Origin of the sequence: Xanthomonas sp. D-109, from assembly GCF_017746095.1 — a bacterium.
In the GTDB taxonomy this organism is placed as follows: domain Bacteria; phylum Pseudomonadota; class Gammaproteobacteria; order Xanthomonadales; family Xanthomonadaceae; genus Xanthomonas_A; species Xanthomonas_A sacchari.
This window is the reverse complement of record NZ_JAGHWV010000026.1, coordinates 1-13,077: the sequence shown is the minus strand read 5'-3', so window position 1 is coordinate 13,077 and position 13,077 is coordinate 1. Positions and strand designations below refer to the sequence as shown.

13 protein-coding genes are annotated in these 13,077 nt (G+C 70.2%); 5 read left to right on the top strand and 8 right to left on the bottom strand.

The genetic code is table 11. The features are described from left to right. Window positions 1–253: 253 nt before the first annotated feature. From J7357_RS18745 to J7357_RS18710, 8 genes are all read right to left on the bottom strand, one after another. Complete coding sequence (locus tag J7357_RS18745) at window positions 254–496, bottom strand: type B 50S ribosomal protein L31 (RefSeq protein WP_010341537.1); 243 nt, start codon at window positions 494–496, stop codon at window positions 254–256. Window positions 497–647: 151 nt separating this feature from the next. Then, on the bottom strand, window positions 648–1,586 hold the full coding sequence (locus J7357_RS18740; protein WP_209248799.1) for a nucleoside hydrolase: 939 nt from the start codon (window positions 1,584–1,586) through the stop codon (window positions 648–650). Between the two features lie 251 nt (window positions 1,587–1,837). Then, complete coding sequence (recG, locus tag J7357_RS18735; RefSeq protein WP_209248797.1) at window positions 1,838–3,988, bottom strand: ATP-dependent DNA helicase RecG; 2,151 nt, start codon at window positions 3,986–3,988, stop codon at window positions 1,838–1,840. Window positions 3,989–3,997: 9 nt separating this feature from the next. After that, the gene (locus tag J7357_RS18730) at window positions 3,998–4,381 is read right to left on the bottom strand and encodes a RidA family protein (protein WP_010341827.1); all 384 of its coding nucleotides are present in this window, start codon (window positions 4,379–4,381) and stop codon (window positions 3,998–4,000) included. 245 nt (window positions 4,382–4,626) lie between these two features. Further along, window positions 4,627–6,798 (bottom strand): bifunctional (p)ppGpp synthetase/guanosine-3',5'-bis(diphosphate) 3'-pyrophosphohydrolase, encoded by a 2,172-nt coding sequence (locus tag J7357_RS18725; protein ID WP_017909851.1) that lies wholly within the window; start codon window positions 6,796–6,798, stop codon window positions 4,627–4,629. Window positions 6,799–6,898: 100 nt separating this feature from the next. After that, a complete protein-coding gene (gene rpoZ / locus J7357_RS18720) occupies window positions 6,899–7,198 on the bottom strand; it encodes a DNA-directed RNA polymerase subunit omega (RefSeq protein ID WP_010343101.1) in 300 nt (99 codons plus the stop codon). Between the two features lie 112 nt (window positions 7,199–7,310). Next, window positions 7,311–7,937, bottom strand: coding sequence for a guanylate kinase (gene gmk, locus J7357_RS18715; RefSeq protein WP_209248795.1), 627 nt, complete (start codon window positions 7,935–7,937; stop codon window positions 7,311–7,313). A gap of 110 nt (window positions 7,938–8,047) precedes the next feature. Next, entirely contained in the window at window positions 8,048–8,908 is an 861-nt protein-coding gene (locus J7357_RS18710; RefSeq protein WP_209248793.1) for a YicC/YloC family endoribonuclease, read from the bottom strand. A gap of 105 nt (window positions 8,909–9,013) precedes the next feature. Here J7357_RS18710 and rph point away from each other — a divergent pair, with 105 nt between their 5' ends. From rph to J7357_RS18685, 5 genes are all read left to right on the top strand, one after another. After that, window positions 9,014–9,739, top strand: coding sequence for a ribonuclease PH (rph, locus tag J7357_RS18705; RefSeq protein WP_010343098.1), 726 nt, complete (start codon window positions 9,014–9,016; stop codon window positions 9,737–9,739). Next, window positions 9,736–10,125, top strand: coding sequence for a VOC family protein (locus J7357_RS18700; protein ID WP_209248791.1), 390 nt, complete (start codon window positions 9,736–9,738; stop codon window positions 10,123–10,125). Before rph ends, J7357_RS18700 begins: the two co-directional genes overlap by 4 nt. Beyond that, window positions 10,122–10,733, top strand: a complete 612-nt coding sequence (gene rdgB, locus J7357_RS18695) for an RdgB/HAM1 family non-canonical purine NTP pyrophosphatase (RefSeq protein WP_209248789.1) — start codon at window positions 10,122–10,124, stop codon at window positions 10,731–10,733. Before J7357_RS18700 ends, rdgB begins: the two co-directional genes overlap by 4 nt. Before the next feature lie 125 nt (window positions 10,734–10,858). Next, window positions 10,859–12,094, top strand: coding sequence for a radical SAM family heme chaperone HemW (gene hemW, locus J7357_RS18690; protein ID WP_209248787.1), 1,236 nt, complete (start codon window positions 10,859–10,861; stop codon window positions 12,092–12,094). Window positions 12,095–12,175: 81 nt separating this feature from the next. After that, on the top strand, window positions 12,176–13,077 hold a 902-nt coding region (locus J7357_RS18685; protein ID WP_209248785.1), incomplete at its 3' end, for a DUF1631 family protein.

The following is a 13,077-nucleotide window of genomic DNA, read 5'->3' as shown; positions in this document are numbered from 1 at the left end:
CGTTGCGAACAGACGCGTGAAGGAAGTCCACGGCAATCGCCACGGATCGCGCCATTATCGCACAGCAGCATTTGCGTCGTCGCTCACCGCTCATGCTGCACGATGGCGGCAGGAAAGCGACACAGCGTTGCATCCTCGCCGCACTTTCACGGAAGGATGACACCGGCGCGTCAACACCGGGAAGACAGGATGTGGCGGATAGCAAAACGGCCGCGCAAGCGGCCGTCGCTTTACATCCGTTCGACGGTTCCGATCAGCGCGCGTAGCGCTTCTGGAACTTGTCGATGCGGCCGCTGGTGTCAATGACCTTGTGCTTGCCCGTGTAGAACGGGTGCGAAGCCGAGGAAATTTCGACCTTGATCAGCGGATACTCTTCGCCGTCCTCCCACTTGACCGTCTCTTTCGAGGACATGGTCGAACGGGTCAGGATCTTGAAATCGGAGGTGACATCGTGGAACACGACGTCGCGGTACTGGGGATGGATGTCGGCCTTCATGGGCTCGCACCGTAGGTGGCTGCTGGACAAGAGGGAAACTATAACAGCCCTGCCGCCCTCCACGCAACGTTTACGTATCGACAGCGGCGGTGACATCGCCCGGGGCGCCCTGCCCCGGCCGATCCCGCCCGGGTGCGGGCGGGCGGCAGGCTCAGCCGGCGCCGACCGCCGCGCGGGCCAGGCCCAGGAAGCGGGCGTGGTCGTAGCGGATGAGCATGGTCGTGCTGTCCGGCAGGCCCAGCTGGCGGTTCCAGTCGACCAGGGTGGCGCCGCGGGTGTGCACCCCGGACAGCTCGATCTGCATCGGCCGCGACTGCACTTCCTGGGCGCCGTCGGGCTGCAGCGCCCAGGCCATCGCCAGCGCGTCGGCGGCGTACCAGTGCTCGCCGCGCGCGTCTTCCGACCACAGTCGGGTCTTGCGCGAGATCAGCTCGTAGAAGCGCGCCTTGGGCGCATCCACCGCCAGCCACTGCTCGACCTCGCGGTGCGGCAGGCCGTGCGCCACGGTCGCTTCCCAGTCGGCGACCTCGATGTGCGGGAACGCCTTGAACACGATGTGCGCCGCCTCTGGGTCGAAGGCGATGTTGAACTCGGCGGCCGGGGTGATGTTGCCGTGGCAGGTGATCGCCCCGCCCATCACCAGGAAGCGGCCGACGCGCTGCGGCAGGGTCGGGTCCAGCTTCAGCGCCAGTGCGATGTTGGTCAACGGCCCCAGCGCGACCAGCAGCAGGCGCCCGGCGTACTGGTGCGACAGGCGCAGGATCGCCAGCGCGGCGTGCTCGGCCTCGGCGCCACGCGCGGCCGGCGGCAGGTCGACGTCGCCGAAGCCGTCCTGGCCATGCACGTGCCCCGCATCCACCGACGGATGCAGCAGCGGATCGGCGCAGCCGGCGAATACCGGCACATCCTCGCGCCCGGCCACTTCGCACAGCTTCAGCGCATTGCGCACGGTGTGGCGCAGCCCGACGTTGCCGGCGGCGATGGTCAGCCCGACCACCTCGTGACGCGGATCGGCGAACGCCATCAACAGCGCCAGCGCGTCGTCCACGCCAGGGTCGGTATCGATCAACAGGGGAATCTTATCGCTCATGCGTCGCTTCGCTCGTCCATTCGGCGGCCGAGTCTGGCACTGCGGAGCAGGCATGGGAAGGAGCTGGGATTGGGGAGTCGGGATTGGGGATTCGTTAGAAGCGGCCGGTCCGCCTGCTGTTGTAGGAGCGGCTTTAGCCGCGACCGGGCATTACCGGGACAGCCTCATAGCGGTCAAAGTCAGCCCTACGAACAAAGACGTGGCGATGCCGCTTTTGCGAATCCCAAATCCCAAATGCCGAATCCCCCCCATCACGCCCCGGCGAACCGCACCGCGCCGCCGACCCAGCGGGCGACGATACGGTCGGCCAGGACCGGCGCCTCGTCGAGCAGCCGGTCGGCCAGGGCGTGCACGCGCGGCAGCAGGCCGGCGTCGCGAGCCAGGTCGGCCACCCGGAACGCGGCCAGGCCAGTCTGCCGGGTGCCGAGCAGTTCGCCGGGGCCGCGCAGTTCCAGGTCCTTCTCGGCGATGACGAAGCCGTCGTTGGTCTGGCGCATGGTTTCCAGGCGCTGCCGCGCCATCGCCGACAGCGGCGCCTGGTACATCAGCACGCAGCTCGACGCCGCCGCGCCGCGCCCGACCCGGCCGCGCAGCTGGTGCAACTGCGCCAGGCCCAGGCGCTCGGCGTTCTCGATGATCATCAGCGAGGCATTGGGCACGTCCACGCCGACCTCGATGACGGTGGTGGCGACCAGCAGGTCGATCTCGCCCTGCTTGAACGCGCGCATCGCCGCCTGCTTCTCCGCCGGCTTCATGCGGCCATGGACCAGGCCCACGCGCAGTTCCGGCAACTGCGCCGAGAGCGCCTCGAAGGTGGCCTGCGCGGCGCTGGCTTCGAGCCGGTTGCCGGCGCCGCCGCCCTGCGCGGACTTCTCGTTGTCCTCGGCCTCTTCGATCAGGGTGCAGACCCAATAGGCCTGGCGACCCTCGGCGCAGGCCACGCGGATGCGCTGCACCAGTTCCGGACGGCGCTCGGCATTGAGCACGATGGTCTGCACCGGGGTGCGCCCCGGCGGCAGTTCGTCGATGGAGGAGACGTCCAGGTCGGCATAGGCGGCCATCGCCAGCGTGCGCGGAATCGGCGTGGCGGTCATCACCAACTGGTGCGGCACGCCCGCGCCGGAAGCGCCCTTGTCGCGCAGCGCCAGCCGCTGGTGCACGCCGAAGCGGTGCTGTTCGTCGACGATGGTCAGGGCCAGGTCGTGGAAGCGCACCGCGTCCTGCATCAGCGCATGCGTGCCGACCACCACCTGTGCCTCGCCCGAGGCGATCTGCGCCAGGGTCGCGCTGCGCGCCTTGCCGGTGACCTTGCCGGCCAGCCAGGCCACGCGCACGCCCAGCGGCTCCAGCCAGCCGCGCAGGTTGGCCAGATGCTGTTCGGCGAGCAGTTCGGTCGGCGCCGCCAGCGCCGCCTGCTTGCGCTTGTCCACCGCCAGCATCGCCGCCAGCGCGGCGACCACGGTCTTGCCGCTGCCGACGTCGCCCTGCACCAGCCGCAGCATCGGCGCCGGCCGCTCCAGGTCGGCGCGGATCTGCGCGAACACGCGCTGCTGCGCGCCGGTCAGTTGGAACGGCAGCGACTGCTGCAGGCGCTTGGCCAGCAGCCCGCGGCCGCGCAGCGAGGGCGCCGGCTGGCACTGCATGGCGATGCGCTGGCGGCGCAGGCTCAGGTGATGCGCGAGCAGTTCCTCCAGCGCCAGGCGCTGCTGCGCCGGATGCAGCCCGGCGGCGAGCGCGGCCAGGTCGGCCTGCGGCGGCGGCCGGTGCGCGACCAGCAGCGCGCTGCGCAGCGACGGCAGGCCGAGTTCGGCCAGCAGCGACGCCGGCAGCAGTTCCAGCGCCGCTTCCTCCGGCAGCCGGTCCAGCGCCTGGCCGATCAGCCGCCGCACGGTCGCCGGGCCGACGCCCTCCACCGCCGGATACACCGGATCCAGGCGATCGCCCAGCGCCGCGTCGTCGTCCTCACCGAGGATCTGATAGCTGGGATGCACGAACTCCAGCCCGTGCTGGCCCGGCTTGGGCGTGCCGAAGGCGCGCAAGCGCGCGCCGACCGCGAACTGCGCCGACTGCGCGGCACGGAACTGGAAGAAGCGCAGCACCAGGGTGCCGCGCGAATCGTCGGCGACCGCCACGCGCAGCATCGGCCGGTAGCGGAAGCCACGGTCCACCGCCTGCACCCGCCCCTCGACCTGAGCCGGCACGCCCGGCTGCAACGCCGCGACCGTGGTCAGCCGGGTGCGGTCCTCATAGCGCAGCGGCAGGTGCAGCCACAGGTCCTGCAGGGTGGACAGACCGCGCGCGGCGAATTTCTCCGCCAGCTTGGGACCGACGCCGGGCAGCGTGGTCAGCGGCACCTCGCCTGCCGCCGACAGCGCCGGCGCCGGAACCTGCACGCGCGGCACGGCGGGGGATCAGTCCAGCACCATCACCGCGTCCACTTCGAAGCCCGCGCCCTTGGGCAGCGCCGAGACTTCGATGGTGGAACGCGCGGGGAACGGCGCCTGGAAGTAGTCCTGCATCACCGCATTGACCTGCGCGAACTGCGCCAGATCCGTGAGGTACAGCCCCAGGCGCACGATGCGGTCCAGCGAACCGCCGGCCGCCTCGGCCACCGCCTGCAGGTTGTCGAAGGCGCGGCGCGCCTGCGCGGCGATGTCGCCGGCGACGATCTCGCCGGTGGCAGGATCCAGCGGGATCTGCCCGGAGAAGTACACGGTGTTGCCGGCGCGCACGGCCTGCGAATACGGGCCGATCGCGGCCGGCGCACGGTCGGTATGGATGATCTGGCGGGACATGGCGACTCCGTTGGAAGAATGTCCGCCTAGTTTAGCTGGCGTGCGCGGTTGGGGATTGGGGAATCGGGAATCGGGAATCGGGAATCGGGAATCGGAACAGCATGCCGGCAAGGCATGCCGCGATCCGCACGCACGCTTTCGTAGGAGCGGCTTCAGCCGCGACGCTCTATCGGTAAGGCGTCGCGGCTGAAGCCGCTCCTACGACAGCAGGACCCGACCCGCTCCGACTCCCCAATCCCGACGCCTTACTGGCGCCGCACGCTCTGCACCGCATTCAAGCGCCGTAGCCGACGCATCACTTCGGCCAGGTGGTTACGGTCGCGCACCTGGATGTTGAAGCGCAGCACCGCGGCATTGAAGTCGCGGTCCAGGTAGTCGACGCGCTCGATGTTGGACTGGCTCTGCGCGATCGCCGCGGCCAGTTGCGCGAGCACGCCGGTACGATTCTCCACGTCCACCACCAGCGCGGTGTCGTAGTCGCCGATGACGCTGGTATCCCAGCCGATCGGCACCCAGCGCTCGGGCGACTTGCGCAGTTCGGCCAGGTTCGGACAGTCCAGCCGATGCACCACGATGCCCTTGCCGGCGGTGTGGTAGCCCATGATCTCGTCGCCGGGAATCGGCTGGCAGCAGTTGGCGAAGCTGACCACGCCGCGCTCGGTGCCGTTGATCAGGATCTTTTCCTGCGAATGCTTGGAGTGGCCGCCGCCGCGCAGTTCGGCGTACGCCATCAGCGCCTGCGCGGCCTGGTTGGGCATCCAGTTGCCCAGCGCCACGTCGGCCAGCAGCGCCTCCAGGCGCGGGTAGCGGTGCTCGCTGAGGAACGAGTCCAGGCGCCCCTTGGGCAGCCGTTCCAGCGAACTGTCCATCGCCTCCAATGCGCGGTCGAGCATGCGGTGGCCGAGCTGCACCGCGTCCTCGTGCTCGAGCTGCTTGAGTTGGTGGCGGATCGCGGTGCGTGCCTTGCTGCTGACCACGAACTCCAGCCACTGCGGCTTGGGCGTGGCCGAGCGCGCGGTGATCACTTCCACCGTCTGCCCGCTGACCAGCTTGGTGCGCAAGGGCACCAGCTTCTTGTCCACGCGCGAGGCCACCGCGCGGTTGCCGACGTCGGTGTGCACCGCATAGGCGAAGTCCAGCGCGGTGGAATTGCGCGGCAGCGCCAGGATCTTGCCCTTGGGCGTGAACAGGTAGACCTCGTCCGGGAACAGGTCGACCTTGACGTTGTCCAGGAACTCCAGTGACGAGCCGGCGGCGCGCTGCGATTCGATCAGCTCGACGATCCACGCATGCGCGCGGCTCTGCGCGCTGTTGGGCGAGTCGCCGCCGAACTTGTAGGTCCAGTGCGCGGCGACGCCGCGCTCGGCGATCAGGTCCATTTCCTCGGTGCGGATCTGCACCTCGATCGGCGAGCCATAGGGGCCGAACAGCACCGTGTGCAGCGACTGGTAACCATTGGCCTTGGGAATGGCGATGAAGTCGCGGAAGCGCGCGTCCAGCGGCTTGAAGGTGGCGTGCACCGCGCCCAGCGCGTGGTAGCAGTCGGGCACCCCGCGCACCACCAGGCGGAAGCCGAACACGTCCATCACCTGGTCGAAGGATTTGTTCTCGTCGCGCATCTTGTTGTAGATGCTCCACGGCGTCTTGATCCGACTCACCAGCCGGTGCTCAAGCCCTTCCTTGGCCAGACGCTGCGACAACTGCACTTCCACCTGCGCCATCGATTCGCGGCGCACCACCGGCTGGCTGCGGATGTGCTTCTCGATGATCGCGTGCCGCCACGGATGCAGCGCGCGGAAGCCGAGGTTCTGCAGCTCGGACTTCATCAGGCTCATGCCCAGGCGCTGGGCGATCGGCGCGTAGATCTCCAGGGTCTCGCGGGCGATGCGGCTGCGCGCCTCGGCGCTCTGCGCGCCCAGCGTGCGCATGTTGTGCAGGCGGTCGGCGAGCTTGATCATGATCACGCGCAGGTCGCGCGACATCGCCAGCAGCATCTTGCGGAAACTCTCGGCGGCCGCTTCCTGGCGATCGCGGAACTTGAGCTTGTCCAGCTTGGTGACGCCGTCGACCAGTTCCGCCACCGCCTCGCCGAACTCGGCGGCCAGCTCGGCGCGGGTCAGCGGGGTGTCCTCGATGGTGTCGTGCAGGATCGCCGCGATCAGCGCCTCCACGTCCAGGCCGAGCTCGGCCAGCACGCCGGCCACCGCCACCGGGTGGGTGATGTAGGGCTCGCCGGACTTGCGGGTCTGCCCCGCGTGCGCGGCCGCACCGACCTCCCACGCGCGGCGCAGCAGCGGGATCTGCTCGGGAGGCAGATAGCTGGCGCTGCGTTCGAGCTGCAGGACGTAGTCGGGGACCGCCTCGTCGGCCGACGACGGCGCGGCGTGGGCGACCTGGGCAGAAGGGCCTGGGTTCATGCGGGAAGACTATGCCAGCGGCGCGTGGACGGCAAACCCGCAAAACGAAACAGCCCGCGGATGCGGGCTGTTCGCAGGACGATCGCGACGCGGGACGCGATCAGTCGTCGTTCTTGGACATGTCCTCGTCGGCCACCACTTCGGCCGCGGCCCATTCCAGGGCTTCGCGCTCGGCGCGCTCGCGCTCGGCCTTCTCGACCTCGTCGATCAGCGCGTTGTCGATCTTGCGCGCGGCGATCTCGCGCAGCGCCAGCACGGTCGGCTTGTCGGCGGACTCGGTGTTGTCGAGGGTGGCCTGCACGCCGTTGGCGAGCTGGCGGGCGCGCTTGGACGCCATCATGACCAGTTCGAAACGGTTGTTAACGACTTCCAGGCAATCTTCTACGGTGATGCGGGCCATGCGGGCTCCCGGCGGGCCGGCAGCGGCCACGCGTTCGAATGAGGGAAAGGGCGGGGATTGTAGGGCGGCAGCCGCCCAAGATCAACCCCACCCCATTCAGTTCCCTTTGGAATCAGCCAGTTGGCTGTTCCTGCAGGAGGGTGGCGATCAGCCCGGCGTGGCGCTGCTGCTGCGGCAGCCGGCGCAGGCGGCTGGCGACGAAGATCGCGCACATCTCGTCCACCGCGGCGTCGAAGTGCTCGTTGACGATCACGTAGTCGAAGTCGGCATAGTGCGACATCTCCTCGCGCGCGGCGGCCAGCCGCTGCGCGATCACCGCCTCGCTGTCCTGGCCGCGCTTGCGCATGCGCTGCTCCAGCGCCTCGCGCGAGGGCGGCAGGATGAACACGCTGACCGCGTCGGGCACCTTGGCCCGGACCTGGCGGGCGCCCTGCCAGTCGATCTCCAGCAGCACGTCGTGGCCGGCGGCCAGCTGCGGCTCCACCGACTGCCGCGCGGTGCCCTTCCAGTCGCCGTGCACGCGGGCGTACTCGAAGAAGTCGCCGGCATCGATCATCCGCTGGAACTCGTCGGCGGAGACGAAATGGTAGTGCTCGGCATGGCGTTCGCCCGGCCGCGGCGCGCGCGAGGTGAACGAGATCGACAGTGCGATCTGCGGATCGCGCGCCAAGGTGGCGTTGACGATGCTGCTCTTGCCGGCGCCGGAAGGGGCCGCCACGATGTAGAGAGTGCCGCGCATGTTCTTGGGAATGGGGAGTCGGGAATGGGGAATGGGAACAGCGCCGAGCCGGGCTGGGGGTGAATCGTACCCGCTTTGACGATTCCCCATTCCCGATCGCCCATTCCCGGCTACTCGAGGTTCTGCACCTGCTCGCGGATCTGGTCGATCAGCACCTTCAGTTCCACCGCGGCGTTGGAGGTGCGGCTGTCCACCGACTTCGAGCCCAGGGTGTTGGCCTCGCGGTTGAACTCCTGCAGCAGGAAATCCAGGCGCCGGCCCGCCGGTTCCGGCTGGCGCAGGACGCGGCGCAGTTCCTTGATGTGGCTGCCGAGCCGGTCCAACTCCTCGTCCACGTCCAGCTTCTGCAACCACAGCACCAGTTCCTGCTCGGCGCGGCCGGGATCGACCGGATGCGGCAGGTCGGCCAGGCGCGCCGCCAGCTTGGCGCGCTGGCCGTCGCGGATGGCCGGGATCAGCGTGCGCACCTCGCCGGCGACGCGTTCCACCGCATCGACCCGCTCGACGATGGCCGCGGCCAGCTTGCCGCCTTCGCGCTCGCGTGCGGCGACGAACTCGGCCAGCACCTCGTCCAGCAGTTCCAGCGCCTGCGCCTGCAGCGCGGCCGGATCGGCGGTCTGCCCCTGCAGCACGCCCGGCAGTTGCAGCAGGTCGACGAACTGCACCTGCATCTGCGCAAAACGCACCCCCAGCCGCTGCGCGAGCACGCCCAACTGTTCGACCAGCGCTTCGTTCACCGCCAGCGTCTGCGCCGCATCCGGCGCGCGCAGGCGCAGCATCAGGTCGAGCTTGCCGCGGCTGATCCGCGCAGCCACGCGTTCGCGCAGTTGCGGCTCCAGCGCGCGCAGTTCCTCCGGCAGGCGCACGCCCACTTCCAGGAAACGGTGGTTCACCGAGCGCAGCTCGCACCCCAGCGTGCCCCAGGGAGTGATGCGCTCGGCGCCGGCGTAGGCGGTCATGCTGCGGATCATGCGGTGTTCCAATGCGGACAAGGGGCGGATGTTAACCTAGCGGCCTTTCCTGCCTTGCCGAACGCGGTCACATGCCGCGCACGCCCCCCTTCCCGGAACCCCTGCATGTCCTTCTCCCGTCCCAGCGGCCGCACGGCCGATCAGTTGCGCCCGGTCCGCATCGAACGCGCCTTCACCCGCCATGCCGAAGGCTCGGTCCTGGTCAGCTTCGGCGACACCCGCGTGCTGTGCAACGCCAGCGTCGAGAACCGCGTGCCGGGCTTCTTGCGCGGCAAGGGCGAAGGCTGGGTGACCGCCGAATACGGCATGCTGCCGCGCGCCACCCACTCGCGCTCCGATCGCGAGGCCGCACGCGGCAAGCAGGGCGGACGCACGCTGGAGATCCAGCGTCTGATCGGCCGCGCGCTGCGCGCCTGCGTCGACCGCACCGCCCTGGGCGAGCGCACCATCACCCTGGACTGCGACGTGCTGCAGGCCGACGGCGGCACCCGCACCGCCGCCATCACCGGCGCCTACGTGGCGCTGGTGGATGCGGTGAACTGGCTGCAGAAGCGCGGCGACCTGAAGAAGCCGGTGGTGCTGGGCGCGGTCGCCGCGGTCTCGGTGGGCGTGTACCGCGGCGTGCCGGTGCTGGACCTGGACTACGCCGAGGACAGCGACTGCGATACCGACATGAACGTGGTGATGAACGACGGCGGCGGTTTCATCGAGCTGCAGGGCACCGCCGAGGGCCACGCGTTCCGCCGCGACGAACTGGACGCTCTGCTCGGCCTGGCCGAGCGCGGCATCGGCGAGTTGCTGGCGGCGCAGCGCGCGGCCCTGGCGCAATGACGCGGCACCTGGCCCTGGTCACTCTGGTGGTGGCCGACTACGACGAGGCCATCGCCTGGTACACCGGCAAGCTGGGCTTCCAGTTGCTGGAAGACGTGGACCAGGGCCACAAGCGCTGGGTCGTGGTCGGGCCTGGCGATGCGCGCGGTGCGGCGCTGCTGCTGGCGCGCGCCAGCAACGATGCCCAGCGCAGCCGCATCGGCAATCAGACCGGCGGCCGGGTCGGCTTCTTCCTGCATACCGACGACTTCCGGCGCGACCATGCGGCGATGCTCGCCGCCGGCGTGGAGTTCCTGGAAGCCCCGCGCCACGAACCCTACGCCACGGTCGCGGTGTTCCGCGATCTGTACGGCAACACCTGGGATCTGCTGGAGCCCACCGCATGAAACTGGTCCTGGCCAGCAGCAACGCCGGCAAACTCGAAGAACTGCATGCTTTGCTCGACGACGTCGGAGTCGAGCTGATCGCGCAATCCACCCTCGGCGTCAGCGATGCCGACGAAACCGGCCTGACCTTCGTCGAGAACGCGCTACTGAAGGCGCGCCACGCCGCGCGCGTCACCGGCCTGCCGGCGCTGGCCGACGACTCCGGCATCTGCGTGGACGCGCTGCACGGCGCGCCGGGGCTGTATTCGGCGCGCTACGCCGGCGAGCACGGCAATGCGCAGGCCAATATCGACAAGCTGCTGGACGCGCTGCGCGATGTTCCCGACGCGCAGCGCGGCGCGCACTTCTACTGCGTGCTGGTGCTGCTGCGGCATGCCGAGGATCCGCAACCGCTGCTGGTGGAAGGGCGCTGGCGCGGCCGCATCGCGCAGGCCCGTGCCGGCACCGGCGGACATGGCTACGACCCGGTGTTCCTGGACCCGGAGCACGGCCAGACCGCGGCCGAGATGCCGCTGGCGCTGAAGAACCGCATCAGCCATCGCGCCCTCGCCCTGCAGCAACTCAAGCAACGCCTTGCGGAGTTGCTGGCGGCACGGCCGGCCGGGTGAACACGCCGCGCGCAGGCCTCCGGCCGATACAGGCCGCGTGGTGCGCGCAGCCTGCACTGCGCCGCGCCTGCGGCCCCTGACCCACCCCGCCCCACTCGCCGACCGCACTTCGCTTTCCTGCCGCCATGCCGCACGCCCACGCCCACGCCCATTGCCAGCATCCGCCCGGCGCCGCCTGTCCGGACCCGTCCGCGCACGCCGACGGCCCGTCGCTGGTGCCGCCGCCGCTGTCGCTCTACGTGCACCTGCCGTGGTGCGTGCGCAAATGCCCGTACTGCGACTTCAACTCGCACGCGGCCAAGGGCACGCTGCCGTTCGACGCCTACGTGGATGCGCTGATCCGCGACCTCGACCAGGACCTGCCGCTGGTCTGGGGCCGGGTGGTCAACAGTGTGTTCTTCGGCGGTGGCACGCCCAGCCTGTTCCCGCCCGAGGCGATCGATCGTTTCCTGCAGGCGGCCAGCGCCCGGCTGCGCTTCGCGCCGGGCCTGGAGATCACCCTGGAGACCAATCCCGGCACCGCCGAGCACGGCCGCTTCGACCGCTACCTGGCGGCCGGGGTGAATCGCCTGAGCTTCGGCATCCAGAGCTTCGACGACGCGGCGCTGCAGCGGCTCGGCCGCATCCACGACGGCGCCGAGGCCGAGCGTGCGGTGAAGCTGGCGCAGGACGCCGGCTACGCCAATGTCAACCTGGACCTGATGTACGCGCTGCCGCAGCAGACCCTGGCCGAGGCCGAGCGCGACATCGCGCAGGCGCTGGCGCTGCAGCCGACCCACCTGAGCCACTACCAGCTCACCCTGGAGCCGAACACCGTGTTCGCCGCGCGGCCGCCGCAGGGCATCCCCGAGGACGACGACGCCTGGGACATGCAGGAGCGCTGCCAGGCGCTGCTGGCCGAGGCCGGCTACGCGCAGTACGAGGTCAGCGCCTATGCGCGCGCCGGCTACCGCTGCGCGCACAACCTCAACTACTGGACCTTCGGCGACTATCTCGGCATCGGTGCCGGCGCCCACGGCAAGATCAGCTCCGGCGCCGAGCAGAACATCCTGCGGCGCTGGAAGCACAAGCATCCGCAGGCGTTCCTGGACGCGGCGGGGACGCCGGCGGCGATCGGCGGCGACGAGTGGATCGCGCCGGAGCGGCGCCCGTTCGAGTACATGCTCAACGCCCTGCGCCTCAACGACGGCTTCGCGCTGCGCGACTTCAGCGCCCGCACCGGCCTGCCGCTGCAGGCGATCGCCCCGGCCCTGGCCACCGCGCAGGCCCGCGACTGGCTGCGGGTGGACGCCGGGCACGCCGTCCCGACCGAGCTGGGACGGCGTTTCACCAACGACGTCATCGCCCTGTTCCTGCCCTGAGCCGCGTCGTCCGCCTTGGTTGCGGCGGCGGATCGTGCTACATACCGCGCAGAAAAGTACAACGGCGATCACAGGATGCCCGTGTCTGCGACCCTCCAGGCCCCGACGGCGACGCTTGCCAGCGCCGCCCTGCCGGCGCGCGTGCGCGACATCCTGCAGACCCTGAACAGCCTGCTGCAGCAGGCCCTGGACATGCCGCTGCAGGCGACCCTGGACGAACTGGAGCAGGACCTGCTCGAGCAGGCCGGGCGCGCCCGCAACGGCCAGGTGCAGCAGGACCTGTTCCAGGAAGCGCAGCGCCTGCGCGCGCAGCGCGGGGGCTTTGCGCCGCACTACCAGGCGCACCTGGAAGCCGGGCTGGCCGGCATCCGCAGCCCGGCCGCCGCGGCCGCCACCCCGCGCACGGCCAGTCCGGTCGCGGCGGCGCAAATGCTGACCCTGGTCGCCGACGTGGATATCGACCGCGACATCGTGCTGCACGAGATCGCCCGCCGCGAGGCGACCCGCTGCAACATCCCGCTGCAGTTGCTCGGCCAGCGCTTCGGCGTGCTGGCGGCGCGGCCCGCCTTCGAGATCGAGCAGTTGCCGCTGGGGCCGCACGCGCTGTGCCGGCTGCTGCGCGTTGCCGGCGAAACGCTGGGCCTGGGGCTGGACACGCAGTTGTCGCTATATCGCGCCTTCGAACGCCAGGCGCTGGCGCGCTATGGCGAGATCGTGGAACGGGCCAATGTGCTGCTGACCCACGCAGGGGTGCTGCCGGGCCTGATCTACCTGCCCTACGTGGCGCGCAGCACCAACGTGGAGCCGGGCGTGCGCCGCACCGCGCGCATGGCCGCAGGCACCGCGCCGGCGCCTGCCGACAGTGCCCCCCGCGGCGGCGGCGCTGCGCCCTTCCAGGCCGCACCCGCCATGGGCATGCCGCCGGGGCCTGCCGCCACGGCCCCGCTGCCGCCAGCGGGTGCAGCGGCGGTCGCCGCGGAACC